This window comes from Enterobacter sp. UNJFSC 003, assembly GCF_036903355.1.
Lineage (GTDB): Bacteria > Pseudomonadota > Gammaproteobacteria > Enterobacterales > Enterobacteriaceae > Enterobacter.
In genome coordinates this window covers 418,722-445,135 of sequence record NZ_JBAKHK010000002.1, presented here as the reverse complement: position 1 = coordinate 445,135, position 26,414 = coordinate 418,722, and the positions used below count along the sequence as shown (strand labels likewise).

Sequence of the window (26,414 nt, the reverse complement as noted above, 5' to 3'; positions counted from 1 at the left end):
TGGCAGGCATTCAGGAAAGAATTCGCGGGAGAAGGTTGAAAGGACAGGAGAAACTCGCTCATACTCATGTGTTGTATCACGCAGTCATAAGACAATGTGTGCTAATTGCGGACGTACCACGCCAGATTAAACAAAAAAGGAAACGGTCATGGCTGAAGAAACGATTTTCAGTAAAATTATTCGCCGCGAAATTCCGTCGGATATTGTCTATCAGGATGAGCTGGTGACGGCTTTTCGGGACATTTCTCCTCAGGCGCCTACACACATCCTTATCATTCCAAATATTCTGATTCCTACCGTGAATGATGTGAAAACCGAGCATGAGGTCGCATTAGGCCGTATGCTTACGGTGGCCGCGACAATCGCTGAGCAGGAAGGGATTGCTGAAGACGGTTACCGTCTGATCATGAACTGTAATCGCCACGGTGGTCAGGAAGTTTATCATATCCATATGCATCTGCTGGGTGGACGTCCCCTGGGGCCGATGCTGGCACACAAGGGTCTTTAATATGCTAAGAGGGCGTATAGCCGCGCTGATTATGGCGATAGCAATGGTGGGATGCAGCGCGCGTCCTGCTATCCCCGTCAGCGATGAACAGACGCTGGTGATGGAGTCTTCCGTGCTCGCTGCAGGCATCACGGCGGAACAACCGACGTTAACCATCAGTGAAATCCAGTCTTCTGCCTCCTCTACGCTCTTTAACGAAAGACACGAGCCGGTGACGGTGCATTACCGTTTTTACTGGTATGACGTAAGAGGTCTTGAAATGCACCCGCTTGAAGCGCCGCGTAGCGTCGTTATTCCGGCAGGAAAGTCGGTAACGCTCTATGGCAGCGCCAACTATCTGGGTGCCCATAAGGTGAGACTTTATCTTTATTTGTAAGAGGTGAACCTTGATTAAAAATATGAGCCGTTATGCGCTCGTGACAGCTTTTGCACTGTTTCTTGCTGGATGTGTGACGCGAACTGAAGAGCCTGCTCCCGTAGAAGAGGCAAAACCAGGGACCGAGCAACCCGCGCCGCCAACGCAGCCGCAGCCAACCGTGCCGTCTGTTCCGTCCATTCCGGCGCAGCCTGGTCCGATTGAGCACCCGGACCAAACCTCCCAGCCAGCGCCTCGCGTGCGCCACTACGACTGGAACGGTGCGATGCAGCCAATGGTCGGAAAAATGTTGCAGGCGCAAGGCGTAACGGCTGGTAGCGTACTGCTGGTGGATAGCGTAAATAACCGAACTAACGGTTCGCTGAATGCAGGCGAAGCGACGGAAACTCTGCGCAATGCCCTGGCAAATAACGGTAAATTTACATTGGTCTCCGCGCAGCAGCTAGCCGTAGCCAAGCAGCAGCTCGGCCTTTCACCACAGGATAGCCTCGGTTCGCGCAGCAAGGCGATTGGCATCGCCCGTAACGTGGGGGCTCAGTATGTGCTTTACTCCAACGCCACCGGGAATGTGAATACGCCAGCCCTGCAGATGCAGCTGATGCTTGTTCAGACAGGCGAGATTATCTGGTCGGGGAAAGGTGCCGTTACGCAACAATAGCTGCACGCGCGAAGAGATCCTGACGCGTTATTTTCCGCAGTATCGCCTCATCGCGCCGCAGGCCCACTCTGGGCTTGGCGGCGCGAGTTGCATTATAGCGCAGGGCGATCGTCGTCTGGTATTGCGTCAGAATCACGATCGCTTTGCGCCTGCCTCCCATTTCCGTCGTCAGTTCCGCGCCCTGCGGCGTCTTCCAGCCGATCTGGTGCCGAAGCCGCGCTTTTTTATGCAGGGCTGGATGGCGGTGGACTATCTGCCGGGTGACGTCAAAAGTGAGCTACCGGAAACGTCAACCCTTAGCGCTTTGTTGTATCATCTGCACCGTCAACCGCGTCTGGGATGGCGAGTCGCGCTATTACCCCTGCTTGAACAATACTGGCAGCAGGCCTCTCCGGACAGGCGGACACCTTTCTGGCTGGCACAGCTAAAGCAACTGCGTAAAGCGGGAGAGCCGCAGCCATTACGGCTCTCACCATTGCATATGGATGTTCACGCCGGGAACATCGTTTATACATCATCTGGCGCCAGGCTCATCGACTGGGAATATGCCGGGGATGGGGATGTGGCACTGGAGCTGGCAGCGGTTTGGGTGGACGATGACGCCGCCCGGCAGCGGCTTATCCACCACTACGCCGGGATCGCGCACCTGGACGCCCGCAAGCTGGCGCGTCAGGTTAGGCGCTGGCGGCCGTGGGTATACCTGCTGATGGCGGGCTGGTTCGAAGCGCGCTTGCAGCAAACGGGTGACAAACAATTTATTGCGCTGGCAAATGATGCCTGGCGCCAGTTACAAACTAAAGGATAAGAGAGGTTCGTGTGGGTCCAGTTATGTTAGATGTTGAAGGGTTCGAGCTGGATGCGGAAGAGCGCGAGATCCTGGCGCACCCTCTGGTGGGCGGTCTGATTCTGTTTACCCGCAACTACCACGATCCGGAACAGTTGCGTGAGTTAGTGCGCCAGATCCGTGCGGCATCGCGTAATCATCTTGTGGTGACGGTTGATCAGGAAGGCGGACGCGTGCAGCGTTTTCGCGAAGGCTTCACCCGCCTGCCGGCTGCCCAATCTTTCCACGCTCTGTTAGGCATGGAAGAGGGCGGGAAGCTCGCGCAGGATGCTGGCTGGCTGATGGCCAGCGAGATGATTGCCATGGATATCGACATTAGCTTCGCGCCGGTGCTGGACGTGGGGCATATCAGCGCCGCCATTGGTGAACGCGCGTATCACGACGAGCCGCGCATTGCGCTTGCGATGGCGACCCGTTTTATTGACGGTATGCACGATGCCGGAATGAAAACCACTGGCAAGCATTTCCCTGGCCACGGCGCAGTGACGGCTGATTCGCATAAAGAGACACCGCGCGATCCGCGCCCGGAGGCGGACATTCGTGCCAAAGATATGTCAGTGTTCCGCTCGCTCATCACAGACAACAAGCTGGATGCGGTCATGCCTGCGCATGTGATCTACAGCGAGGTCGATCCGCGTCCAGCCAGCGGTTCCCCGCATTGGCTGAAAACCGTATTGCGCCAGGAGCTGGGCTTCAACGGCGTGATTTTCTCGGACGATCTGTCGATGGAAGGGGCGGCGATTATGGGCAGCTACGCGGAACGCGGGCAAGCCTCTCTGGATGCGGGTTGCGATATGATCCTCGTCTGCAATAATCGTAAAGGGGCCATTAGCGTGCTGGATAACCTGTCACCGATCAATGCAGAGCGTGTTACGCAATTGTATCATAAAGGTTCATTTAGCCGTCAGGAGCTGATGGACTCGGCGCGCTGGAAGACGGTCAACGCCCAGCTTGAAGCACTGAATGAGCGCTGGCAGGCACATAAAGCCAGCCTGTAAACCCTCCCGGAAGGCGTAGCGTGGTGAGAAGACGATGATCATCTATTTACACGGTTTTGACTCTAACAGTCCTGGTAATCATGAGAAGGTGCTGCAACTGCAGTTTATTGATCCGGATGTACGGCTGATCAGCTACAGCACGCGCCATCCGAAACATGACATGCAGCATCTGCTTAAAGAAGTGGACAAGATGCTGCAGCTCAACGTTGACGATCGCCCGCTGATCTGCGGCGTCGGGCTGGGCGGCTACTGGGCAGAGCGCATTGGTTTTCTGTGCGATATTCGACAGGTCGCGTTCAACCCTAATTTGTTCCCGAACGAAAACATGGAAGGCAAAATTGACCGGCCGGAAGAGTATGTCGACATTGCCACCAAATGCGTAAGCAATTTCCGCGAGAAAAACCGCGACCGCTGTCTGGCAATCCTCTCGCGTAACGATGAGGCGCTTAGCAGCCAACGTGCCGCAGAGCTGCTGCATCATTACTACGAAATTGTCTGGGACGAAGAGCAAACCCACAAGTTCAAGAACATCTCCCCGCATTTGCAGCGCATTAAAGCGTTTAAAACGCTGGGCTAAGCCACCGCGTTTACCCTTCAAAGCCCGGCAACGAAAGCGCCGGGCTTTCTTTTAAGCCAGAATTGTCTACTTTTAAGCCATCAAAACTTGATGCATATCAATTTTGGTATGACCAATGCGCCTGACGTGTTATTCTCAAAGCACTTGAAAGGTTTCAGTGCTGTAACCTGTTGTTAATTAAGGGTTATTTTTATAACTTTTAATTAACAATTGGTTAATAATTTGAGGGGGTCACGTTGACTACGCCATTGAAAAAGATAGTGATTGTAGGCGGTGGAGCTGGCGGGCTGGAGCTGGCGACGCAGCTGGGCAAGAAGCTGGGTCGCGGTAAGAAAGCCAAAATCACATTGGTAGATCGTAACCACAGTCACCTGTGGAAACCGCTGTTGCACGAGGTAGCAACCGGTTCCCTTGATGAGGGCGTTGACGCGCTGAGCTACCTGGCACATGCACGCAATCATCATTTCCAGTTCCAACTGGGTTCTGTGGTGGATATCAACCGTGAGAGCAAAACCATTACCCTGGCCGAGTTGCGCGACGATAAAGGTGAGCTGCTGGTCCCTGAGCGCAAGCTGGCGTATGACACGCTGGTCATGGCGTTGGGCAGTACCTCTAACGACTTCAATACGCCGGGCGTGAAGGATCACTGCATCTTCCTCGACAACCCGCACCAGGCGCGTCGCTTCCATCAGGAAATGCTGAACCTGTTCCTGAAGTACACCAATAACATGGGTGCGAATGGCAAGGTTAATATCGCCATTGTTGGCGGTGGCGCGACAGGTGTTGAACTGTCTGCTGAGCTGCACAACGCGGTGAAACAGCTGCACAGCTACGGCTACAAAGGGCTGACTAACGACGCGCTGAACGTGACGCTGGTCGAAGCAGGCGAGCGTATTCTTCCTGCTCTGCCTCCGCGCATCTCGGGTGCGGCGCACAGCGAACTGACCAAACTGGGCGTTCGCGTTCTGACCCAAACCATGGTAACCAGCGCGGATGCGGGCGGCCTGCACACCAAAGATGGCGAATACATTGAAGCCGATCTGATGGTGTGGGCGGCGGGCATCAAAGCGCCTGATTTCATGAAAGATATCGGTGGGCTGGAAACAAACCGTATTAATCAGCTTGTTACTGAGCCAACGCTGCAAACCACGCGTGACCCGGACATCTACGCGATCGGCGACTGTGCGTCATGTGCCCGTCCTGAAGGCGGTTTTGTGCCTCCGCGTGCTCAGGCGGCCCATCAGATGGCAAGCCTGGTTCTGCACAACATCCTGGCGCAGAACAAAGGCAAGCCAATGAAGGCGTATGTCTATAAAGACCACGGTTCTCTGGTATCACTGTCGAATTTCTCTACCGTCGGCAGCCTGATGGGTAACCTGATGCGTGGCTCCATGATGGTAGAAGGGCGCATTGCACGCTTCGTGTATATCTCCCTGTACCGCATGCACCAAATTGCGCTGCACGGTTACTTCAAGACTGGCCTGATGATGCTCGTAGGCAGAATCAACCGCGTCATTCGTCCGCGTCTGAAGCTGCACTAATCTTTCTCTCCCTCCGGGCCATCCGGAGGGGGTTTTTAGCATTTCATGCTGCACATCTCCCATTGACTGCTTAAGAGTTCTCTTAAATACGATATATCTCTTCTGTATGCCGATTTTTTGATCCTTTATCTGATTGGCGAAGCCGCTTCCGTATTGCAAAATTGTTACCAATAGCAACAAAGGAGGAAGTCCCGTGAATAAATCAATGTTGGCGGGTATAGGGATTGGTGTCGCGGCTGCGTTAGGTGTGGCTGCCGTTGCCAGTCTCAATGTGCTTGATCGCGGCCCGCAGTATGCGCAGGTAGTGTCCGCTACCCCGATTAAAGAAACCGTTAAAACGCCTCGTCAGGAATGCCGTAACGTTGCGGTAACCCACCGTCGTCCGGTACAGGATGAGAACCGTATTGCAGGCTCAGTGCTGGGTGCAGTGGCGGGTGGTGTGATTGGTCATCAGTTTGGCGGCGGCCGCGGTAAAGATGTTGCGACTGTCGTTGGTGCACTGGGTGGCGGCTACGCCGGTAACCAGGTGCAAGGCGCAATGCAGGATGGCGATACTTATACGACCACTCAGCAACGCTGTAAAACCGTCTATGACAAGTCGGAAAAAATGCTGGGCTACGACGTGACGTACAAAATTGGCGACCAGCAGGGCAAAATCCGTATGGATAAAGACCCTGGTACCCAGATCCCACTGGATGGGAATGGTCAGCTGATCCTGAATAACAAAGTGTAAAAAAGCAGTTCTCTGAACTTAGCTCCTCAGCGCTCAGGCTGAGGAGCTTTTTTTTATCTTAAATTTTAAGAAGTTCCGGCCAGAGACGCAGTGTGGTCTGGGCAATGTATTGCAGTTTTTCAAGCGTCGCGCCTTCACGCGCGCTTATCGACATTCCCTGCAAAATGCAGCTCAGGTATTGCGCCAGCGCCTGCGGGTGACAATGCGCCGGGATTTCACCCCGCTGCTGTCGCTGGGTCAGAAACGTACTCAGCGTCTCTTCCTGCATGGCATGGCGTGATTTCACCGTATTGGCGATCTCGTTGGATGATGCCGCAAGGGTGGCGGAGGTGTTGATCATAAAACAGCCTGCCGGCGTATCTTTGCTGGTGAAGCAGGTGGCGACGGCGCTGAAATAGTCCCGCAGTGCCTGCTCGACCGTTTTCTCTTCACAGAAAAGCTGCGCTTCGTGTTTTGCAGCAAAGCGCGAAATGTATCTGTCCAGGACTGCTCTGAACAACCCCTCTTTATTGGTGAACTCGGCATACAGCGTTGGCGCTTTGGCACCGGTTGCCTCTACCAGATCGGAAAGCGAGGTTGCTTCATACCCATGCTGCCAGAAGAGTGTCATGGCCTTATCAAGCGCTGCATCCCTGTCGAACACTTTTGGTCGGCCACGGCTTTTCTTTGCGCAACTCGTGACATCGGTTGTCATTTGCCGTCGGTCCTCTGTTGGTTTGTTGAACGCCCATTATAAAAATAAACGCCAACCATCACCAGCGATGATTTCTTAAAAATAAATTAATCATATGGGTATGAAAAATAAGGGAATTAAAATTAATATAACGGTCGTTATAAAAATGTATTGACGCGTGAGCTGGATCACATTTATTATTTACCTATCGATCGTTAAGTAAATAACTAACGACCCCAAATTCATCTGCTTAAAGGTAAAATCATGAAAAACGTAAAAACCCTGATCGCTGCTGCTGTCCTGAGCTCACTCTCTTTTGCTAGTTTCGCGGCTGTTCAAGTGCAATCGACGCCTGTAGACCAGCACAAGGTCGGTACCATCTCTGCAAGCGCAGGGACTAACCTGGGTTCACTGGAAGATCAGCTGGCACAAAAAGCCGAAGCCATGGGTGCAAAATCATTTCGTATCACGTCAGTGACCGGTCCTAATACCCTGCACGGCACTGCGGTAATCTACAAATAAGCCTGGCTAAACCCTCATTTATGCCACTGCAATAAAAAACGCCCTGCATCGCAGGGCGTTTTTTATTCTGTTTTACATCGTCTGTTGAGCGATATTGTGATGCCGCGTGACGTCTGTTGGCATACCGGATCGCGCCTCCATCGCGCGCTCCATCACTGCGCCATCGGTGCTGGCATTCGTTTTGAAGCTCACCATTGCCGCATTCAGGTTTATCGGCAGGGTTTGCGGATCATCACCCATATTTTTCGATAACGGCTGGTGAATCTCGACCAACCGCACGCCGCCCGGCTCTTCTGAGACTTTGATTGGCGTATTGATAATATTCACTTTCGTGCCCAGCTCAATGACGTTGTAAAGCTTTTTGATGTCGTCATCGCGCAGGCGAATGCAGCCCGAGCTGACGCGCATCCCGATACCGAAGTCAGCGTTGGTGCCATGCAGCAGATATACACCGCCGTACGCGGCGAGGCGAATCGCATGGTGCCCCATTGGGTTATCCGGCCCGGCAGGTACCACGGCCGGAAGGTCTATGCCTTGTGCTTTATAGCGGGCACGAATATTGGCGGTAGGCGTCCACGTCGGGTTTGCACGCTTCTGCGACACGGTAGTGACCATTGTCGGTGTAAGCGTGTCGCCGCCCAGTTGGCCAATGCCGATAGGGTAGACGGTCACTTCGTTTTTACCCGGCGGATAATAATAGAGTCGCAGTTCTGCAAGATTGATCACCAGCCCTTCACGCGGCGCATCCGGCAAAATGGTCTGCAGCGGAATGGTCAACACGCTACCGGCGCGCGGGACATAAGGGTCAACGCCAGGGTTGGCCTGCAGTAAGGCCAGAAAGCCGACGTTATATTTTTTGGCAATAGCTTCCAGCGAGCCACCGTTATTTTCGACCACATGAAAACGGTTCTGCCCGACAACATTGCTGCCAGCAGGAGGCAGTGGCCAGGTATTCGCGCGGGCAGGCAGGGCAATCGCCACCGTTGCGACCAGCGCGAAAAAGGTTATCCAGCGAGTAAAACGCGAAGAGGTCATCATTATCCTAATCCATATAAATGATAAGGTTATTTTTATATAAAGGCGTTAAGGATAATTATGGCTACTATGCGTGTCGGGAAGATCGGGTGAAGTGCAAAGAGTTTGTAAATTCTCACCCCCCCGATAGCACAGCGCCAGAGGGGGTAAGAACAGGAGTTACGCGAGGGTGTTCTCTTCAAGCTGGCGCATAAAGTCTCGCACCCATTCCATCCGCGTTTTGCGTTCTGCCAGTTCCTGCGTAAATCTCAGGCGCGTCGGACCATCCAGGCGGAAGTGCTGAGGCTGTTTTTGCAGCAAGCCGATTAACCACATCGGGTTGACGTGGTTCTTCTCGGCAAATTCAATCACGCCGCCTTTTTCGTTGCCTTCGAGTTTACGAATGCCCAGCTTCTGCGCCTGTTGGCGCAGCCGGGCGATATCCAGCAGGTTCCTTGCCGCATCGGGCAGAAGGCCAAAGCGATCGATCAGCTCCACCTTGATCTCTTCCAGCTCGTTCTCATTTTTCGCACTGGCGATGCGTTTATAGAACGACAGTCGAGTATTGACGTCCGGAATGAAATCATCCGGTAGCAGGGAAGGCATTCGCAATTCGACTTCGGTTTGCTGGCTGGTCAGATCTTCAAGGGAAGGTTCACGCCCGGCTTTCAGGGCATCGACCGCGTTCTCCAGCAGTTCCATATACAGCGAGAAGCCAATGGTTTCCATTGAACCGCTCTGATCTTCCCCCAGCAGTTCACCGGCGCCGCGGATCTCAAGATCGTGGGTGGCCAGCGCAAAACCGGCGCCCAAATCTTCCAGTGAGGCAATGGCTTCCAGACGCTTTTGCGCATCGGTAGTCATCGCTTTCGGGTGCGGGGTCAGCAGCCAGGCGTAGGCCTGATGATGCGAACGCCCTACGCGGCCGCGCAGCTGGTGCAGCTGCGCCAGTCCAAAGTGATCGGCGCGTTCAATGATAATGGTGTTGGCGGTTGGGATGTCGATCCCGGTTTCAATGATGGTGGTACACACCAGCACGTTAAAACGCTGGTGGTGGAAGTCGTTCATCACCCGTTCCAGCTCGCGCTCGCGCATTTGTCCGTGACCGATAGCAATACGCGCTTCGGGCACCAGTTCGGCAAGCCTGTCCGCCGCTTTCTGGATGTTTTCCACATCATTGTAGAGATAGTAAACCTGCCCGCCACGCAGCACCTCACGCAGAATGGCTTCACGTACGACCAGATTATCATATTCCCGCACAAAGGTTTTTACCGCCAGACGGCGTGCAGGCGGGGTGGCGATAATCGACAGATCGCGCATGCCGCTCATTGCCATATTCAGCGTACGCGGGATCGGCGTCGCGGTCAGGGTCAGGATGTCGACGTCGGCACGCATCGCTTTTATGCGCTCTTTATGACGCACCCCGAAGCGGTGCTCTTCATCGACAATCAGCAGTCCCAGATCTTTCCACTTCACGTCGCTTTGCAGCAGCTTGTGGGTGCCAATCAGAATGTCGATTTTACCTTCGCTTGCCTGCTCCAGAATTTGCGTCTGCTCTTTCGCACTGCGAAAACGTGACAGCATCTCAATGCGCACCGGCCAGTTGGCAAAGCGGTCGCGGAAGTTATCGAAGTGCTGTTGGGCGAGAAGGGTCGTCGGCACCAGCACCGCGACCTGCTTGTTATTCTCAACGGCCAGGAAGGCGGCACGCATCGCCACTTCGGTTTTACCAAAGCCCACGTCACCGCAGACCAGCCTGTCCATGGCCAGCGGCTGACACATGTCGCTCAGCACGGCATTAATGGCCTGCGCCTGGTCCGGCGTGGTTTCAAACGGGAAAGTATCGCAGAACAGCTGATACTGTTCTTTATCATGCTTAAAGGCGTAGCCTTTTTTCGCCGCGCGTTGGGCATAGATATCCAGCAGTTCTGCAGCCACATCGCGGACCTTCTCAGCCGCTTTCTGACGCGCGCGCGCCCAGGCATCACCGCCCAGCTTGTGCAGCGGAGCGTTGTCTTCAGCGCCGCCTGCGTAGCGGCTAATCAGATGCAGGGACGACACGGGCACGTAGAGTTTGGCGTCATTGGCGTAGGTTAGCATCAGGTATTCACCTTTAATGCCACCCGCTTCAAGGGTGGTCATACCCTGGTAGCGCCCAACGCCATGTTCGAGGTGAACAATCGGCTGGCCGGGGTGCAGTTCAGCCAGGTTACGAATCAGCGTATCGGGGTTGATGGTGCGACGGCTATCCTGACGGCGGCGCGCGACGCGTTCTCCGAGCAGGTCGCTTTCGCAAATCAGCGCTCTGTTGTTAAGCGTATCGATGAAGCCGTGCTCGGCGGCACCGATCATCAGGTAACGACCCGAGCCCGTGGCCTCATCCAGACGCAAAATGCGTTTCGGCGCAACTTTAATGCGCCCCAGCAGTTCACCTAAGGCTTCCCGACGTCCCTCACTTTCAACGGAGAACACCACCGGCCCGGTAAAGGCTTCAAGAAACTTGCGCAGGTTGTCTAGAGGCGATTTTTGCTGCGCCTGTACGGACAAATCTGGGAGTGTCTGGAAGGCGAGGTTGGTGTTAGCTGCTTTTTTTGCCAGCGCGTCGGTTTTAAGTTGAATACGCGGCCAGCGTTTGAGCTCGCTGTTCAACTCTTCACTGCGCAGCCACAGCGTTTCTGGTGGTAGCAACGGACGCATTGGATCCACGCCGCGGTTTTCAAAACGGGCACGCGTTTCACTTTCAAAACGGCTGGCGCTGGCGTCGAGATCGCCGGTATTCACAATCAGCGTGTTCGCCGGGAAATAGCTGAACAGGGCGGGCAGGGGTTCATTAAAGAACAACGGCTGCCAGTACTCGATTCCCGCAGGCAGCGTGCCTTTACTCACCTGCTGGTAAATATGTTCGGCATCACGCTTCACGTCGAACCTGTCGCGCCACTGGCTGCGAAACAGCTCAATGGCGGTCTTGTCCGTCGGGAATTCGTGGGCAGGCAGTAAATTAATGGAGTCTACTTCTTCCAGCGTGCGCTGCGTGTCGGCATCAAATACGCGCAGGCTGTCGATTTCATCATCGAAGAAATCGAGTCGATACGGCTGGTCACTACCCATCGGATAGAGATCAAGCAATGCGCCGCGGGTGGCGTATTCACCGTGCTCCATGACCTGATCGACGTGACGATAGCCCGCGCTGTCTAACTGCGCGCGCAGGGCATCACGGGATAAACGCTGGCCTTTTTTCATCACCAGCGCATGGCCATGCAGGTAGTTGTGCGGGCAAACGCGCTGCATCAGCGTGTTCACCGGAAGGATCAGCACACCGCGCTGCATGGTCGGTAATTGGTATAGCGTCGACAGGCGTGAAGAGATGATCTCCTGATGGGGGGAAAAGCTGTCATAGGGCAGCGTTTCCCAGTCCGCCAGGCTGAACACCAGGCTATCGGTGAACTGGCGAATTTCATCGTGCAGGCGCAGGGCATTTTGCATATCCGGGGCGACCAGTACCACCGGACCAAGATGACGCTCGGCGATTTCTGCAACCAGCGTGGCACACGCTGCGCCCGTGAGTTCGCCCAGTTGACGCTGGTCGCCGGCTTTGACAGGCAAGGAATAACGATAGTGTTCAGGCATGGCTATGTCAGAGTCTCTTATGGATATACCAACAGTATTGGGGCATATCACTGATACGCAATGTCTTTATTATCCTCGATCGTTTTGCATAAGCAAATCTGAACTGCACGGCAGGAAAAGAGGCCCCGAAAAGGGGGCCTGTGAAGGGATTAACGCGTGCCCGGTACCGGAGAAAGTCTCGTCGGTGGGGAGAAGAAAAGATCGCCAAACAGTGCGGTCGAGAGTTTACGGGCGCCGAGGCCTACCAGCGTACAGGCCAGAAGGCTGATAAACGGATAGACCAGGATCAGCGCGAGCTCAGCCCAGACGGGCCAATATGCGGCATTCATTTCGCCAATCAGAATCAGGCTAAATGCTTCGATTAAGATGCGGTGGGTGGTGTAGATCGCGATGGTGTTAGAGCCAATCACGTTGAGCAGATTGTTAGGGTGCACGGCATAACGCTGCTCAACGCTGTAGAAAAGTTTCATGATCAGCACGATGGACAGCAGAGAGAGCAGGAGTGGGACGTTGGCAAACCACAGCACGACAGAAACTGCGCCGAAGGCGAGTACCGCCAGCCAGGTGCGGCGTAGATTCAGTCCTTTCATCCATGTCATGAGCTGGGCACCGTACCACGCCCCCATGCTGTAGTAGATCATATTGCGTACCACGCTGTTCATGCCCCACCACGGCAACGGCAGGAAGTTAATGGCGACGCTTGCCAGTGCCAGCAGGCCCAGAACCGGCAGCTTCCATTGGCTCAACAACTTACACAGCGTGAAATAGACGACCAGTGCGTACAGATACCACAGGCTGGTGCTGGCGGTGAGCATGCCGCGAATAAAACCGGTTAGCGAATCCGCATAGGCCGCGTTCGAGGAGGTGGCGAGCTCGCGTTCCGGTGCCAGCCAGGCATTCAGATGGCTCAGCGCTTGCCATTGCAGAACGCCCCATAGGGCAAGCACCCAGACAATACTCCAGATGCGCTTGTCGAGGCTGGTGCGCCAGTCCACTTCGTCAATGTAGCGACGGATAAGATAGCCAGAAATAAAGAAGAACACCGGCATGCGGAACGGCGCGAGGTAGAGGTTAAAATAGACCCAGCATTTGGCGAGAAGGCCTGAAAGCGGATGTTGCAGGCCGCTTAAATGGGGATAGAAGGTGATCACCGAGTGGTAAATTACCACGAGGCAGATGCAGAGCCCTTTTATCTGGTTTATCCATAGTGCTTTTTGTTTCATCGGTAACCGACACCTGTTTTGCCATAAACGAAAGGGCCATTGTTCTAAAATGAAATCGGGATGTAACGGGTAACAGTCTGTATCAAGAGGTTTTTCAGAAAAGGTGGAGGCTTTGGGGGAGGGAATCAGAGAGTAGTACCCTGATTTATCTGATTTTTTCAGAAAAATGATTACCAAAGCTTACGGTTTCAGTCATTTACGCTTAACGGATTCGCTTATATACTCGTGGGTCTGCTATCAGCAAACAGACGGATTTCATGTACCAACCTGTCGCACTTTTCATAGGCTTACGTTATATGCGTGGGCGCGCCGCGGACCGCTTCGGTCGCTTTGTCTCCTGGCTTTCGACTATTGGCATTACGCTTGGCGTGATGGCACTGGTGACGGTGCTTTCCGTCATGAATGGCTTTGAGCGCGAGCTGCAAAACAACATTCTGGGGCTGATGCCTCAGGCCGTACTTTCATCAACTAACGGTTCCGTTAACCCGCAACAGCTGCCAGAAAGCGCGGCGAAGTTACAGGGTGTCACACGCGTTGCGCCCTTAACGACGGGTGACGTGGTGCTACAAAGCGCCCGCAGCGTGGCCGTTGGCGTGATGCTCGGTATTGACCCAGCACAAAACGATCCGCTGACGCCATACCTGGTGAACGTGAAACAGACCGATCTCGCCGCAGGTAAATACAACGTCATCCTTGGTGAGCAGCTTGCCGGACAGCTGGGCGTCAACCGTGGCGATCAGCTGCGCGTGATGGTGCCTTCTGCCAGCCAGTTTACCCCGATGGGCCGCTTACCGAGCCAGCGACTGTTTAACGTCATTGGGACTTTTGCGGCTAACAGCGAAGTTGATGGTTACCAGATGCTGGTTAACATTCAGGATGCTTCGCGCCTGATGCGTTATCCGGCGGGCAATATTACCGGCTGGCGTCTGTGGCTGGATGCCCCGCTGAAAGTGGATACCCTCAGCCAGCAAACGCTGCCGGAAGGCACCAAATGGCAGGACTGGCGCGAGCGCAAGGGCGAGTTATTCCAGGCCGTGCGCATGGAAAAGAACATGATGGGGCTGCTGCTGAGCCTGATCGTGGCCGTTGCCGCGTTTAACATCATTACCTCGCTTGGCCTGATGGTGATGGAAAAGCAGGGAGAGGTCGCTATTTTGCAAACGCAGGGGCTGACGCCGCGCCAAATCATGGCCGTGTTTATGGTCCAGGGCGCCAGCGCCGGTATTATCGGTGCGCTGCTCGGCGCGGTGCTGGGCGCGCTGCTGGCCAGCCAGCTTAACAACTTAATGCCGATCATCGGCGCGCTGCTTGACGGCGCGGCCTTGCCGGTGGCTATTGAACCGCTGCAGGTGGTCGGAATAGCGCTGGCCGCGATGGCCATCGCGCTGCTTTCTACGCTTTATCCTTCATGGCGCGCTGCCGCCACTCAACCCGCCGAGGCTTTACGTTATGAATAAGATCCTGTTGCAATGCGACAACCTGTCCAAACGCTATCAGGAAGGCAGTGTGCAGACCGATGTGCTGCACAATGTCAGTTTTAGCGTGGGCGAAGGCGAGACAATGGCGATTGTCGGCAGTTCCGGCTCCGGTAAAAGTACCTTGCTGCACCTGCTGGGCGGGCTGGATACGCCTACAGAAGGCGATGTGATCTTCTCCGGTCAACCCATGAGCAAAATGTCTTCTACGGCAAAAGCTGAACTGCGCAACCGCGAGCTGGGTTTTATCTATCAGTTCCACCATCTGTTGCCGGACTTTACCGCGCTGGAAAACGTGGCGATGCCGCTGCTGATTGGTAAAAAGAAACCCGCAGAAATTAACACCCGCGCCAGCGACATGTTGAAAGCCGTGGGGTTGGGGCATCGCGGTAACCACCGTCCTTCTGAACTTTCTGGCGGCGAGCGTCAACGTGTGGCAATAGCCCGTGCGCTGGTCAACAACCCGCGTCTGGTTCTGGCGGATGAACCCACCGGTAACCTGGACGCGCGCAATGCGGACAGTATTTTCCAGCTTCTGGGCGAACTAAATGCTTCGCAGGGCACCGCATTTCTGGTGGTGACGCACGACCTTCAACTGGCAAAGCGGATGGGACGCCAGCTTGAAATGCGCGACGGTCATCTAAACGCCGAGCTGACCCTGATGGGGGCCGAGTAATGGCTTCACCGTTATCGCTACTTATCGGGTTGCGTTTTAGCCGTGGCCGCCGTCGCAGCGGGATGGTATCGCTTATTTCGGTTATCTCAACCATCGGCATTGCGCTGGGCGTGGCGGTACTGATCGTCGGCCTAAGCGCGATGAACGGTTTTGAGCGCGAGCTGAATAACCGCATTCTGGCCGTGGTACCGCACGGTGAAATCGAACCGGTTAACCAGCCGTGGACCCACTGGCGCGATGCGCTCGCCAAAGTGGAAAAAGTGCCGGGTATAGCTGCAGCTGCACCCTACATTAACTTTACCGGGCTGGTGGAAAGCGGCGTGAACCTGCGAGCCATTCAGGTGAAAGGCGTGAACCCGGCGCAGGAACAGCGCCTGAGCGCGCTGCCTAACTACGTGCAGAATGGCGCGTGGGCAAACTTTAAGGCCGGTGAACAGCAAATTATCATTGGTAAGGGCGTGGCCGATGCCCTGAAGGTGAAGCAGGGCGATTGGGTGTCGATCATGATCCCGAACGCCAGCGCTGACCACAAGCTACAGCAGCCTAAGCGCGTACGCCTGCACGTCACCGGTATTCTTCAGCTAAGCGGTCAGCTCGATCACAGCTTCGCGATGGTGCCGATGGAAGACGCGCGTCAGTATCTGGACATGGGCGACAGCGTGACCGGTATCGCCATCAAGGTGAATGACGTCTTTAATGCCAACAAACTTGTTCGTGACGCGGGCAGCGTGACGAATAACTATGTTTACATCAAAAGCTGGATCGGCACTTACGGTTATATGTACCGTGATATTCAGATGATCCGCGCCATCATGTATCTGGCGATGGTGCTGGTGATTGGTGTGGCGTGCTTTAACATTGTCTCGACGCTGGTGATGGCGGTGAAAGACAAAAGCGGTGACATTGCCGTGCTGCGTACTCTAGGGGCAAAGGACGGTCTTATTCGCGCCATTTTTGTCTGGTATGGTTTACTGGCAGGGCTGTTTGGCAGCCTGTGCGGTGTGGTTATTGGCGTGGTGGTATCACTGCAGCTGACGCCAATTATCAACGGCATTGAGACGCTTATCGGCCACCAGTTCCTGTCGGGTGACATCTATTTTATTGACTTCCTGCCGTCTGAATTGCACTGGCTGGACGTTTTTTATGTGCTGGTTACAGCACTTTTACTGAGTCTGCTGGCAAGCTGGTATCCGGCGCGTCGCGCAAGCCGAATTGATCCGGCGAGGGTGCTAAGTGGTCAGTAATTACGTCGTGATATAGCGGTCCTGGTGCCGCTATATCAGAAAGAGGAATGCGTTATGTATTATGGATTTGATATTGGCGGCACCAAAATTGCGCTCGGCGTGTTTGATGAAAACCTCAACCTGCAGTGGGAAACCCGCGTTCCTACCCCGCGCGAAAGTTACGATGAATTTCTGACGTCTATCGCCGCGCTGGTGGCGCAGGCCGATACGCGCTTTGGCGTTAAGGGCAGCGTAGGTATTGGTATTCCGGGCATGCCCGAAACCGACGATGGCACGCTGTACGCTGCCAACGTCCCCGCTGCTAGCGGTAAACCGCTCCGCGCCGATCTTTCTGCCCTCCTCGAACGCGATGTACGTTTAGATAACGATGCCAACTGTTTTGCACTTTCAGAAGCCTGGGATGAAGAATTCCGTCGCTATCCTTTGGTCATGGGGCTGATTCTTGGCACGGGGGTTGGTGGGGGCATTGTTATCAATGGCAAATCGATCGTCGGGCGGAGTTATATCACCGGTGAGTTTGGCCATATCCGTCTGCCGGTGGATGCACTGGAGGTCGTGGGACGTGATTTCCCCCTTACGCGCTGCGGATGCGGCCAGCATGGCTGCATAGAAAACTATCTCTCTGGCGGCGGGTTTGCATGGCTTTATGAACACTTCTATCATCAGAAACTTGAAGCCCCCCAGATCATTACCTTGTGGGAGCAGGGGGATGCTCAGGCGCGTGAGCACGTAGAACGTTATCTCGATTTGCTGGCGGTGTGTCTGGGGAATATCCTCACCATCGTCGATCCGGATCTGCTGGTGATTGGCGGAGGGTTATCAAACTTTACTGCGATCGCGGAACAGCTGTCCGGACGTTTGCCCCGACATTTATTGCCGGTTGCCCGCGTGCCGCGTATTGAACGCGCGCGACACGGGGACGCAGGAGGCATGCGCGGAGCCGCATTCCTTCATCTCACCGATTAGTTTACGAGGTTACTATGCTGTCGCGTCGCCAGGGTCGACTCAGTCGTTTTCGCAAAAACAAACGCCGCTTACGTGAGCGCCTGCGCCAGCGGATATTTTTCAGAGACAGAATGATGCCAGAAGCGATGGATAAACCCAGAGTCGTGGTGTTGACCGGGGCGGGAATATCCGCCGAGTCCGGTATTCGTACCTTCCGTGCTGCGGACGGACTGTGGGAAGAGCACCGTGTAGAAGATGTGGCAACGCCGGAAGGCTTTGCCCGTGACCCGGATTTCGTGCAGGAATTTTATAACGCCCGCCGTCGTCAACTTCAGCAGCCTGACGTCGCACCCAATGCGGCGCACCTTGCGCTGGCGAAGCTGGAAGACGCGCTGGGCGATCGTTTTCTGCTGGTGACGCAGAATATCGATAACCTGCATGAGCGAGCCGGTAATAAGCACGTCATCCATATGCACGGTGAATTGCTCAAAGTGCGCTGCGCCTGGAGCGGTCAGGTGCTGGAGTGGAAAGACGATGTGCTGCCAGAGGATAAGTGCCACTGCTGCCAGTTCCCCGCACGGCTGCGTCCACACGTGGTCTGGTTTGGCGAAATGCCGTTGGGTATGGATGACATCTACAGCGCGCTGGCGATGGCGGATATCTTCATCGCCATCGGTACGTCAGGGCATGTTTATCCGGCGGCAGGATTCGTTCATGAAGCACGCCTGCAAGGGGCGCATACGGTAGAACTTAATCTGGAGCCAAGCCAGGTTGGAAGCGAATTTGAAGAAAAGCACTACGGTCTGGCGAGCCAGGTTGTACCGGACTTTGTCGATAAGCTACTAAAAGGACTGTAATAGCGCTCGATGTTAAAAAAGCACTCACAAACTGAGTGCTTTTTTATTTTGTGTATTGAATCAAAATAAATATCGATAGTACTCGTTATATGTCGGCAAAAAGAGGATGCTATAAAATATTACCTTGTAAGGAGTGCGAAAAATGTACGCATTTATCGCGAGGCAACCTATTTTTAATACGGATATGAATACGGTTGCGTACGAACTACTTTTCCGCGAGGGAATGACGAATCATTTTCCAGATGTCTCAGCGGAATATGCAACATCCCGGATGATATCGGACCAGTTTTTATGTGTCCCGTCTCAGCGCATCGCCGGTACGCATACGTCATTTATTAACTTCCCCTCGAGGATGGTCATCGATCGCAGCGCGGAAGCGTTAGATAAAGATAACGTGGTCATTGAGATTCTGGAGGACGCCATACCGGGAGAGGAACTTCTTCAGGCGGTTAAAGAGATGAATGCGCACGGCTATCGTTTTGCGTTGGATGATTTCACCCTCGCCCCGGAATGGGATGTTTTTTTACCCTATATTTCCATTCTGAAATTTGACGTCAGGAATAATACCTTAGCGCAAATTGAATGTTATTTGGCCGAGCGTAAAAACCTGACCATGCATATTCAGTATCTCGCTGAAAAAGTTGAGACTAAAGCGGAATTTAAAATATACCTGAAGGCGGGCTTTACGCTTTTTCAGGGTTACTTTTTTTGCCGGCCGGAGATCATAAAATATAAACGTCTGTCGCAAAATCAGCTCGCGATTTTTCGCTTGCAGATGGAAGTGGGGCGCAATAAACCCGATTTTCGGATAATCGAGTCGCTGATAAAAACCGATCTCACCTTGTCCTATAAAGTCATGCGCTATATGAAACATACCGCATTCAAGCATGTGGGTGCCTGTAACTTCAGTAAGCTAACGCTGAACGAAGTGCTCAGGTATCTCGGTGAAAATCAGCTCAGAAGGTTTGTCGCGGTTGTGGTTCTGGCCAGCGCGGGTAACGACACGGTCAACGAGCTGTACCCCCTAAGCATGATGCGGGGCAAATTCTGTGAAATGATTGCGCAGCAGATGAACGACCCATTACTGGCAGAGAATGCCTTCATGTGTGGCCTGTTCTCGCTATTGGATACGATTCTTGAACTGCCAATGACAGAGTTGATGAAGCAAATCGCGGTGCCGCAGAGCGTGAGCAATGCGCTTTGTCATCAGGAAGGCGTGCTTGCTGATATCGTTACGCTTTGCAGACTTTATGAACAGCAGGCGTGGGATGAGGCGGCCAGAATGGGGCATGCTCTGGGTCTGAAGGATGAGGAGGTCGTCGAGGCCATGCGCAAGGCCACGATCTGGGCTGGAGAGAATGCTGTCACGTAATTCTTCCTCACTCCGCAACGGGAGTGAGGAAGGAGAAAACTTACCGGCCCGCTTTTAACTTCTGGTAATACTCTTCGTAAAGGCGGCTCGCATCGCCGACATCGTTTTGCCATTCACCTTTGCTGATGGTCTGCGCATCCGGATACAGTGACTTGTCGTTGGCCACGTCAGGCGTCAGTAGTTTACGTGCGGCCAGGTTTGGCGTCGGGTAGCCGATGGTTTCAGCAACCTGTTTGGCCACATCCGGGCGCAGCAGGAAGTTAATCAGTTTCAGCGCGCCCTCAACGTTTTTCGCGTTGGACGGAATAGAGAGGCTGTCCATCCAGAAGATGCCGCCTTCTTTCGGCCAGACCACCTCCAGCGGCGTGCCGGCCTGACGGGCAACATACGCCGAGCCGTTCCAGACCATCCCCAGGTTGACTTCGCCTTCCATAAACGGGTTGGCAGGGTTATCAGAGTTGAATGCCGCCACGTTAGGCATCAGCTTTTTCAGTTCGTTATAGGCCGCTTCAATCTCTTTCGGATCCGTTGTGTTACCGGAATAACCTAGCTTACGCAGCGCCACCTGAAACACTTCACGCGCGTCGTCGGTCATCAGCAGGCTGCTTTTGTATTCTGGTTTCCACAAATCGGCCCAGCTGTTCACCGTTTTAGGATCAAGCGCATCGCTGTTGACGCCAATTGCCGTCGCGCCCCAGATATAAGGAATGGAATAGTCGTTGTTCGGGTCAAACGGCTTGTTGAGCATCTCTGGATCGAGGTTGTTGAAGTGGGTTAACTTCGTTTTATCGATCTTCTGGATCATGCCTTCTTTGCGCATTTTATCGACGAAATAGGTCGATGGAACCACCAAATCGTAGGCACCGTCTTTGTAGGTTTTAAGCTTGGCGTACATGGTTTCATTCGACTCATAGGTCGAATAGATAACCTTGATTCCGGTCTCTTTCGTGAACTGTTCCAGCAAGCCAGGCGGCACGTACTCGGTCCAGTTGTAGAAATAGAGCGTTTTGCTGTCATCTGCATGCGCGGTACCCATCCCGAGCACCAGCGCCGCTGCGGCTAACATTTTTTTCATTTCATTGTCCCCTGAGATTTTGTTTTATCACGAGCAATAAGCTGGCTGGCAATCACCAGAACCAGCGAGAGCACCAACAGAATGGTCGCCAGTGCGTTCACCTCAGGTGAAACGCCGACTTTTACCATTGAATAGATTTTCAACGGCAGAATTTCATAGCTCGGCCCGGTCACGAAAGAAGAGACCACGACGTCATCCATCGACAGGGTAAAGCTCAGCAGCCACCCGGCAGCGACAGCAGGCATTGCCAGCGGCAGGATGATTTTGCGCAGGATAATCATCTCGCTGGCACCGAGGTCTTTTGCCGCCTCCAGCATCCGCACGTCAAAGCCTTTCAGACGTGCAAAGACGGTTACAACCACAAACGGCAGACAGAAGGTGATATGGGAAAAGAGCAGCGACCAGAAGCCAAGCTGAATGCCCAGGAGCATAAACAGCACCAGCAGCGAAATCGCCATCACAATGTCGGGCGACATCATCACCACGAACAGCATGCCACTAACGAACGGTTTACCGCGAAAGCGATAGCGATACAGCGCCACGGCGGTGAGCGAGCCAATCAGCGTTGAGAAGGTCGCGGATAAGACCGCCATCGTCAACGAGTGCTGTGCGGCCTGCAGCAGGCTGTCATTGTTCATCAGCAAGCTATACCAGCTGGTGGTAAAGCCTTGCCAGTGGATCCCAAATCGCGAGCTGTTAAACGAGTTCACGATCAAAATAATAATCGGAATATAAAGATAGGCGTAAATGGCGGTCATAAAACCGCCGCGAAGCAGTCGACCGATCATTCGAGTTCAACCCTCTTGTTCAGCAGGCGCGAGGCACGCCAGTACACCAGCAGCATCAGACCCATCACCACCGTCAGCGTAATGCTGGTGGCCGAACCAAACGGCCAGTCGCGAATGTTCAGGAACTGGCTCTTAATTACGTTACCAATGAGCAGGTTTTTTGCCCCCCCCATCAGGTCTGAGACATAGAACAAACCCATGGCCGGCAGCATCACCAGCAGGCAACCGGCGATAATGCCGGGCATGGTCAGCGGCACGATGATGCGAATGAACGTTTGGAATTTGCTGGCACCCAGATCTTTCGCCGCTTCAAGCAGCGGTTTATCGAGCTTCTCGATGCTGGAGTAGAGCGGCATCACCATAAACGGCAGCAGGATATATACCAGGCCGATAATAACCGCACCGGGGGTGAACATGATGCGGATCGGCGTATCAATCACGCCAAGCCACAGCAGAAACGCGTTCAGATAGCCCTTCGTGCTAAGAAAGATTTTCAGCCCGTAGATGCGAATTAACGAGTTGGTCCAGAAAGGCACGATCAATAAAAACAGCAGCAGCGGACGCACCTTCTGCGGCAGGCGGGCGAGGAACCACGCAAAGGGATAGCCTAACACCAGGCAAGCAACGGTGGCGATCAGAGCCATATTAAGCGAGTGTAACAGCACGTCGAAATAGAGCGGATCGAGCAGGCGTGCGTAGTTATCCAGCGTGAAGACCAGCTGAACGAAATGAGTATCGTCGCGGGTCAGGAAGCTGGTAGCAATGATCATCAGGTTGGGGAGAAAGACAAACAACACAAGCCAACCGACGATAGTGGTAATCACCACATTCTGGAACTTACTTGTGTTCTTCATCAGCCAGTACAACCTCCCAGCTTTCTACCCAGTTGATAACCATTTTCTGATCGAGGGAGTGGTCGAAATCGGGGTCGTCCTCGTTAAAGAACTCGCTGACCATCACCATCTTACCGTTTTCCAGTTCGACCACGGACTCCAGGGTCATCCCTTTATAATTTCGCTCGCGGATATAGCCAATAAGGCCTTCGGCCTCTGCATTGCCGTGGATTTCATCGACGCGGAGATCCTCCGGGCGCAGCAGGACGTTGAGCCGTTGTCCCTTCTCGACGGAAAAATTAACGGCGATTGCGCATTCGCGGCCTTCGACGTTCGCCCGAACACGCTGTTCGTCCAGGCGTTCAATGACCGTGGCGTTGAAGATATTGATCTCACCGATGAAGCTCGCGACGAACAGATTTTTTGGCTCTTCGTAGATTTCACGCGGGGTGCCGTCTTGCTCAATTTTGCCATCGCGCATGACCACGATGCGGTCTGACATGGTCAGCGCCTCTTCCTGGTCGTGGGTGACAAAGACAAAGGTGATGCCGAGCTTGCGCTGTAGGGCTTTCAGCTCGTTCTGCATTTGCTTACGCAGTTTGTAATCCAGCGCCGAGAGTGATTCATCCAGCAGAAGCAGCCGAGGTTTATTGACCACGGCGCGCGCAATCGCAACGCGCTGCTGTTGGCCGCCGGAAAGTTGATGCGGTTTACGCTGGGCAAACTCGTCGAGTTGAACCATACGCAGCGCGTCGGTGACGCGTGGTGCAATGTCGTTCGAGGGCGTTTTTTGCATCCGCAGACCAAACGCCACGTTTTCAAACACGGTCATGTGCGGGAACAGGGCGTAACTCTGAAAGACGGTATTGACGTGACGATCTTCAGCAGGAACCTGGGTAATGTCCTGGCTTTCGAGGTGGATACGGCCGTTATCGACGCTTTCCAGCCCGGCGATAAGGCGGAGTACGGTTGTCTTGCCGCAGCCAGAAGGGCCAAGCAGCGTAAGAAACTCACCGTCATTGATGGTCAGATTGAGGTCGGAAATCACCGCTTTGCCATCAAAACTTTTACGAATTCCTTCCAGTTGCACCAGCGGCGCACGGGAATGGGGTTGTGTATTCAATTTTCGCGCTGTCCCATATAGATGCTTCAGGCAGCAGACTGAAGCGGGGTTTGTGTGTAACCACCTTGGTGACTCGTAATGAGGGCGGACATTCTACGGCAAACCCCCTCAATCGCCAATCCTTGTCACTGATTCATAAGCTACATTTATTAACGTATAACGATATAAACGTAAAAAGTTCTCGTTTGCGGGATAAAAGTGACCTGACGCAATATTTGCGTTTTGATGCTTATTGATAATGTTGTCACAAAAAGTGAGGGTGACTGCATGGATAAATTACTTGAGCGTTTTTTACAGTACGTTTCGCTGGATACCCAATCTAAACCGGGTGTGCGTCAGGTGCCGAGCACTGAAGGCCAGTGGAAGCTATTAAACCTGCTCAAAGAGCAGCTTGATGCCATGGGACTGGTCAACGTGACGTTGAGCGATAAAGGCACTGTGATGGGAACGCTGCCGGCGAATGTCTCCGGTGATATTCCGGCGATTGGCTTTATCTCTCATGTCGACACCTCTCCGGATTTTAGCGGTAAAAATGTCAACCCGCAGATCGTCGAAAACTACCGGGGCGGTGACATTGCGCTGGGAATTGGAGACGAAGTGTTATCTCCCGTAATGTTCCCGGTGTTACACCAGCTGCTCGGCAAGACGCTGATTACCACCGACGGCAAAACGCTGCTCGGCGCGGATGATAAAGCCGGCGTTGCGGAGATTATGACCGCGCTGGCGGTTCTGAAAGGTAAGAATATTCCCCATGGTGATATCCGCGTGGCCTTTACGCCAGATGAAGAGGTGGGTAAGGGCGCGAAGCACTTTGATGTTGATGCTTTTAATGCGCAGTGGGCCTATACCGTGGATGGCGGCGGGGTGGGGGAGCTGGAGTTTGAAAACTTCAATGCGGCGTCTGTGACCATAAAAATTGTCGGCAACAATGTTCATCCTGGCTCTGCCAAAGGCGTGATGGTCAATGCCCTGTCGTTGGCCACCCGTATTCATGCAGAAGTACCGGTGGAGGAGAGCCCGGAACAGACCGACGGGTATGAAGGTTTTTATCATCTGACCAGCATTAAAGGTACGGTAGACAGCGCGCAGATGCATTACATCATCCGCGATTTTGACCGCAAAGCCTTTGAAGCCCGTAAACGCAAGATGATGGAAATTGCCAAGAAGGTCGGAAAGGGGTTGCATCCGGACTGCTATATTGAGCTGATTTTTGAAGACAGCTATTACAACATGCGCGAGAAAGTGTTGGCGCATCCGCACATCCTCGACATTGCGCAGCAGGCGATGCGTGACTGTGACATTGAGCCGTTGCTGAAACCGATTCGCGGCGGCACTGACGGTTCGCAGCTGTCGTTTATGGGGTTACCTTGTCCGAATCTGTTTACCGGGGGATACAACTACCACGGCAAACACGAGTTCGTCACCCTGGAAGGGATGGAGAAAGCCGTGAACGTGATTGTGCGAATAGCTGAGCTGACCGCGAAGCGGTAGCCGTTTTGGCCGGGCGCGGTGAATCCGCCACCCGGCGTCGTTTAGAACTCAGTCCTCAAAGAACCAGTAGCCGCTGTTCACCAGCGCGGAGAGCATGGCGAGGAAGGAAGGATCTTCCAGCGCGTCGCCAAAGATATCGGCGGTCAGCACTATGTGGCTGGCAATGGCTTCCAGCGCTGGACGGTGCGGAGAATCGATCTTCTCACCGTTCACGAAGACGTCTTCACCAATGCGCAGGACGCGTAGTCCACCCAAACGAACCAGCTTATCGCCCTGCTGCAACGCGTCGTAAATTTCGTCCGCCTGGTACGGTGGTTCCGGAGGCGCAACGTCGAGTTCGTGGCGAGACTGGCTGACAAATTCACCAAACCACTGTCTGAAATGCTCTGGCTCGTTGATCAGATCCAGCATCATGCCGCGCAGCTTGTCCAGTTCCTGAGGCAGGATATCTGCCGGATGCTCGCGTGCAGGGACATCCGGATCGCTGTAGCGATAGCTCCCCAGTTCGCGCTGCAGAACGTAGTCGGCAAAACCGCTGATCATCTCGCGGCCGCTTGGCGCGCGGAACCCAACGGAATAGTTCAGGGAGTTTTCCAGCGAATAACCTTCGTGCGGGAATCCTGGCGGAATATAAAGAATATCGCCCGGCTCCAGCTCTTCGTCGATAATCCCGTCGAAAGGATCAACCTGAAGCAGGTCAGGATGCGGGCAGTGCTGCTTCATCGGCACTTTCTCACCCACGCGCCAACGGCGGCGGCCGGTGCCTTGAATAATAAAAACGTCGTATTGGTCCAGATGCGGACCCACGCCACCGCCGGGCACGGAGAAGGAGATCATCAGATCGTCCATTCGCCAGTCGGGCAGGGCGCGGAAGGGGCGCATTAACGCGGCGGTAGGCTCGTGCCAGTTGTTCACGGCCTGAACCAGTAACGACCAGTTGTTTTCACCCAGATGATCGTAGCTTTCGAAAGGACCGTGGCTGACCTGCCATTTCCCGTCCTGATGGCTCACCAGGCGGCTGTCGACTTCATTTTCCATGGCCAGGCCGGCCAGTTCGTCAGGCGAGATAGGGTCGACAAAATTGCTGAACCCGCGCTTTAGAACGACCGGGCGTTTTTGCCAGTAACGTTCAATGAATTCGGGCCAGTTAAGCGTTAAGTGATAATCCATAATTTTTTTATTCCGCAGGCTCTTACTGAGACGGATTATAACGGAAGCGCAGGAGCCTGGGTGCGAGTTCC

General features: G+C 54.0%; 25 protein-coding genes. 16 read left to right on the top strand and 9 right to left on the bottom strand.

Going from position 1 to position 26,414, the window contains the following annotated elements; translation table 11 throughout:
* Positions 1-148 precede the first annotated feature (148 nt).
* The 8 genes from hinT to V5P19_RS08195 all read left to right on the top strand — a co-directional run bounded on the left by hinT (position 149) and on the right by V5P19_RS08195 (position 6,235).
* Complete coding sequence (gene hinT, locus V5P19_RS08230; RefSeq protein WP_334401995.1) at positions 149-508, top strand: purine nucleoside phosphoramidase; 360 nt, start codon at positions 149-151, stop codon at positions 506-508.
* A gap of 1 nt (position 509) precedes the next feature.
* The gene (locus V5P19_RS08225; RefSeq protein ID WP_334401992.1) at positions 510-884 is read left to right on the top strand and encodes a YcfL family protein; all 375 of its coding nucleotides are present in this window, start codon (positions 510-512) and stop codon (positions 882-884) included.
* A 13-nt stretch (positions 885-897) separates the two neighbouring features.
* Positions 898-1,542 (top strand): penicillin-binding protein activator LpoB, encoded by a 645-nt coding sequence (lpoB, locus tag V5P19_RS08220; protein ID WP_334402734.1) that lies wholly within the window; start codon positions 898-900, stop codon positions 1,540-1,542.
* Positions 1,523-2,347, top strand: coding sequence for a thiamine kinase (thiK, locus tag V5P19_RS08215; RefSeq protein ID WP_334401989.1), 825 nt, complete (start codon positions 1,523-1,525; stop codon positions 2,345-2,347). The genes lpoB and thiK overlap by 20 nt, the downstream gene beginning before the upstream one ends.
* An 11-nt stretch (positions 2,348-2,358) precedes the next feature.
* On the top strand, positions 2,359-3,384 hold the full coding sequence (nagZ, locus tag V5P19_RS08210) for a beta-N-acetylhexosaminidase (protein ID WP_334401987.1): 1,026 nt from the start codon (positions 2,359-2,361) through the stop codon (positions 3,382-3,384).
* 34 nt (positions 3,385-3,418) lie between these two features.
* Positions 3,419-3,961 (top strand): alpha/beta hydrolase YcfP, encoded by a 543-nt coding sequence (ycfP, locus tag V5P19_RS08205; RefSeq protein WP_334401985.1) that lies wholly within the window; start codon positions 3,419-3,421, stop codon positions 3,959-3,961.
* A gap of 236 nt (positions 3,962-4,197) precedes the next feature.
* Positions 4,198-5,502 (top strand): NAD(P)/FAD-dependent oxidoreductase, encoded by a 1,305-nt coding sequence (locus V5P19_RS08200; RefSeq protein WP_334401983.1) that lies wholly within the window; start codon positions 4,198-4,200, stop codon positions 5,500-5,502.
* Between the two features lie 193 nt (positions 5,503-5,695).
* Positions 5,696-6,235, top strand: a complete 540-nt coding sequence (locus tag V5P19_RS08195; protein ID WP_334401981.1) for a glycine zipper 2TM domain-containing protein — start codon at positions 5,696-5,698, stop codon at positions 6,233-6,235.
* A gap of 58 nt (positions 6,236-6,293) precedes the next feature.
* On the opposite strand, the gene comR is transcribed toward V5P19_RS08195, so the two are convergent.
* Positions 6,294-6,929, bottom strand: a complete 636-nt coding sequence (gene comR / locus V5P19_RS08190; RefSeq protein WP_334401979.1) for a TetR family copper-responsive transcriptional repressor ComR — start codon at positions 6,927-6,929, stop codon at positions 6,294-6,296.
* Positions 6,930-7,172: 243 nt separating this feature from the next.
* Here comR and bhsA point away from each other — a divergent pair, with 243 nt between their 5' ends.
* The gene (gene bhsA, locus V5P19_RS08185; protein ID WP_334401977.1) at positions 7,173-7,430 is read left to right on the top strand and encodes a multiple stress resistance protein BhsA; all 258 of its coding nucleotides are present in this window, start codon (positions 7,173-7,175) and stop codon (positions 7,428-7,430) included.
* Between the two features lie 72 nt (positions 7,431-7,502).
* Here bhsA and V5P19_RS08180 read toward each other — a convergent pair whose 3' ends face one another.
* The 3 genes from V5P19_RS08180 to V5P19_RS08170 form a co-directional block, all read right to left on the bottom strand.
* Positions 7,503-8,468 (bottom strand): L,D-transpeptidase family protein, encoded by a 966-nt coding sequence (locus tag V5P19_RS08180; protein ID WP_334401976.1) that lies wholly within the window; start codon positions 8,466-8,468, stop codon positions 7,503-7,505.
* Between the two features lie 156 nt (positions 8,469-8,624).
* The gene (gene mfd / locus V5P19_RS08175) at positions 8,625-12,071 is read right to left on the bottom strand and encodes a transcription-repair coupling factor (protein ID WP_334401974.1); all 3,447 of its coding nucleotides are present in this window, start codon (positions 12,069-12,071) and stop codon (positions 8,625-8,627) included.
* A gap of 149 nt (positions 12,072-12,220) precedes the next feature.
* Entirely contained in the window at positions 12,221-13,294 is a 1,074-nt protein-coding gene (locus V5P19_RS08170; RefSeq protein ID WP_334401972.1) for an acyltransferase family protein, read from the bottom strand.
* A 257-nt stretch (positions 13,295-13,551) separates the two neighbouring features.
* Here V5P19_RS08170 and lolC point away from each other — a divergent pair, with 257 nt between their 5' ends.
* The 6 genes from lolC to V5P19_RS08140 all read left to right on the top strand — a co-directional run bounded on the left by lolC (position 13,552) and on the right by V5P19_RS08140 (position 19,863).
* Positions 13,552-14,751 (top strand): lipoprotein-releasing ABC transporter permease subunit LolC, encoded by a 1,200-nt coding sequence (lolC, locus tag V5P19_RS08165; RefSeq protein WP_334401971.1) that lies wholly within the window; start codon positions 13,552-13,554, stop codon positions 14,749-14,751.
* Positions 14,744-15,445 carry a lipoprotein-releasing ABC transporter ATP-binding protein LolD gene (lolD, locus tag V5P19_RS08160; RefSeq protein ID WP_334401969.1) on the top strand — a complete coding sequence of 234 codons (702 nt, stop codon included), beginning with the start codon at positions 14,744-14,746 and terminating at the stop codon, positions 15,443-15,445. The genes lolC and lolD overlap by 8 nt, the downstream gene beginning before the upstream one ends.
* Positions 15,445-16,689 carry a lipoprotein-releasing ABC transporter permease subunit LolE gene (gene lolE / locus V5P19_RS08155; protein WP_334401967.1) on the top strand — a complete coding sequence of 415 codons (1,245 nt, stop codon included), beginning with the start codon at positions 15,445-15,447 and terminating at the stop codon, positions 16,687-16,689. Before lolD ends, lolE begins: the two co-directional genes overlap by 1 nt.
* Positions 16,690-16,743: 54 nt before the next feature.
* Positions 16,744-17,655 carry an N-acetylglucosamine kinase gene (gene nagK, locus V5P19_RS08150; RefSeq protein ID WP_334401965.1) on the top strand — a complete coding sequence of 304 codons (912 nt, stop codon included), beginning with the start codon at positions 16,744-16,746 and terminating at the stop codon, positions 17,653-17,655.
* A 14-nt stretch (positions 17,656-17,669) separates the two neighbouring features.
* A complete protein-coding gene (gene cobB, locus V5P19_RS08145) occupies positions 17,670-18,491 on the top strand; it encodes a Sir2 family NAD+-dependent deacetylase (RefSeq protein ID WP_334401963.1) in 822 nt (273 codons plus the stop codon).
* A gap of 142 nt (positions 18,492-18,633) precedes the next feature.
* Positions 18,634-19,863, top strand: a complete 1,230-nt coding sequence (locus V5P19_RS08140; RefSeq protein ID WP_334401961.1) for an HDOD domain-containing protein — start codon at positions 18,634-18,636, stop codon at positions 19,861-19,863.
* 40 nt (positions 19,864-19,903) lie between these two features.
* On the opposite strand, the gene potD is transcribed toward V5P19_RS08140, so the two are convergent.
* Genes potD through potA form a run of 4 tightly spaced genes read right to left on the bottom strand, consistent with a single transcriptional unit; the run spans position 19,904 to position 23,712 of the window.
* Positions 19,904-20,938, bottom strand: coding sequence for a spermidine/putrescine ABC transporter substrate-binding protein PotD (gene potD, locus V5P19_RS08135; RefSeq protein ID WP_334401958.1), 1,035 nt, complete (start codon positions 20,936-20,938; stop codon positions 19,904-19,906).
* Positions 20,935-21,726 carry a spermidine/putrescine ABC transporter permease PotC gene (potC, locus tag V5P19_RS08130; protein WP_334401955.1) on the bottom strand — a complete coding sequence of 264 codons (792 nt, stop codon included), beginning with the start codon at positions 21,724-21,726 and terminating at the stop codon, positions 20,935-20,937. Before potC ends, potD begins: the two co-directional genes overlap by 4 nt.
* A complete protein-coding gene (gene potB, locus V5P19_RS08125) occupies positions 21,723-22,580 on the bottom strand; it encodes a spermidine/putrescine ABC transporter permease PotB (RefSeq protein ID WP_334401953.1) in 858 nt (285 codons plus the stop codon). Before potB ends, potC begins: the two co-directional genes overlap by 4 nt.
* Positions 22,564-23,712: a spermidine/putrescine ABC transporter ATP-binding protein PotA gene (gene potA / locus V5P19_RS08120; RefSeq protein WP_334402731.1), complete on the bottom strand. Its 1,149-nt coding sequence runs from the start codon at positions 23,710-23,712 to the stop codon at positions 22,564-22,566. The genes potB and potA overlap by 17 nt, the downstream gene beginning before the upstream one ends.
* A gap of 237 nt (positions 23,713-23,949) precedes the next feature.
* Here potA and pepT point away from each other — a divergent pair, with 237 nt between their 5' ends.
* A complete protein-coding gene (gene pepT, locus V5P19_RS08115) occupies positions 23,950-25,173 on the top strand; it encodes a peptidase T (protein WP_334401951.1) in 1,224 nt (407 codons plus the stop codon).
* A gap of 48 nt (positions 25,174-25,221) precedes the next feature.
* On the opposite strand, the gene V5P19_RS08110 is transcribed toward pepT, so the two are convergent.
* Positions 25,222-26,343: a cupin domain-containing protein gene (locus V5P19_RS08110; protein ID WP_334401949.1), complete on the bottom strand. Its 1,122-nt coding sequence runs from the start codon at positions 26,341-26,343 to the stop codon at positions 25,222-25,224.
* Positions 26,344-26,414: the final 71 nt, after the last annotated feature.

Bases quoted from the DNA above. Each gene is read 5' to 3' on its own strand.
- potB (WP_334401953.1), bottom strand. From the start codon at position 22,580: ATGAAGAACACAAGTAAGTTCCAGAATGTGGTGATTACCACTATCGTC.
- lolE (WP_334401967.1), top strand. From the start codon at position 15,445: ATGGCTTCACCGTTATCGCTACTTATCGGGTTGCGTTTTAGCCGTGGC.
- hinT (WP_334401995.1), top strand. From the start codon at position 149: ATGGCTGAAGAAACGATTTTCAGTAAAATTATTCGCCGCGAAATTCCG.
- potD (WP_334401958.1), bottom strand. From the start codon at position 20,938: ATGAAAAAAATGTTAGCCGCAGCGGCGCTGGTGCTCGGGATGGGTACC.
- lolC (WP_334401971.1), top strand. From the start codon at position 13,552: ATGTACCAACCTGTCGCACTTTTCATAGGCTTACGTTATATGCGTGGG.
- cobB (WP_334401963.1), top strand. From the start codon at position 17,670: ATGCTGTCGCGTCGCCAGGGTCGACTCAGTCGTTTTCGCAAAAACAAA.
- ycfP (WP_334401985.1), top strand. From the start codon at position 3,419: ATGATCATCTATTTACACGGTTTTGACTCTAACAGTCCTGGTAATCAT.
- potC (WP_334401955.1), bottom strand. From the start codon at position 21,726: ATGATCGGTCGACTGCTTCGCGGCGGTTTTATGACCGCCATTTACGCC.
- lolD (WP_334401969.1), top strand. From the start codon at position 14,744: ATGAATAAGATCCTGTTGCAATGCGACAACCTGTCCAAACGCTATCAG.
- comR (WP_334401979.1), bottom strand. From the start codon at position 6,929: ATGACAACCGATGTCACGAGTTGCGCAAAGAAAAGCCGTGGCCGACCA.
- V5P19_RS08140 (WP_334401961.1), top strand. From the start codon at position 18,634: ATGTACGCATTTATCGCGAGGCAACCTATTTTTAATACGGATATGAAT.
- V5P19_RS08170 (WP_334401972.1), bottom strand. From the start codon at position 13,294: ATGAAACAAAAAGCACTATGGATAAACCAGATAAAAGGGCTCTGCATC.
- nagK (WP_334401965.1), top strand. From the start codon at position 16,744: ATGTATTATGGATTTGATATTGGCGGCACCAAAATTGCGCTCGGCGTG.
- V5P19_RS08110 (WP_334401949.1), bottom strand. From the start codon at position 26,343: ATGGATTATCACTTAACGCTTAACTGGCCCGAATTCATTGAACGTTAC.
- pepT (WP_334401951.1), top strand. From the start codon at position 23,950: ATGGATAAATTACTTGAGCGTTTTTTACAGTACGTTTCGCTGGATACC.
- bhsA (WP_334401977.1), top strand. From the start codon at position 7,173: ATGAAAAACGTAAAAACCCTGATCGCTGCTGCTGTCCTGAGCTCACTC.
- mfd (WP_334401974.1), bottom strand. From the start codon at position 12,071: ATGCCTGAACACTATCGTTATTCCTTGCCTGTCAAAGCCGGCGACCAG.
- V5P19_RS08225 (WP_334401992.1), top strand. From the start codon at position 510: ATGCTAAGAGGGCGTATAGCCGCGCTGATTATGGCGATAGCAATGGTG.
- V5P19_RS08180 (WP_334401976.1), bottom strand. From the start codon at position 8,468: ATGATGACCTCTTCGCGTTTTACTCGCTGGATAACCTTTTTCGCGCTG.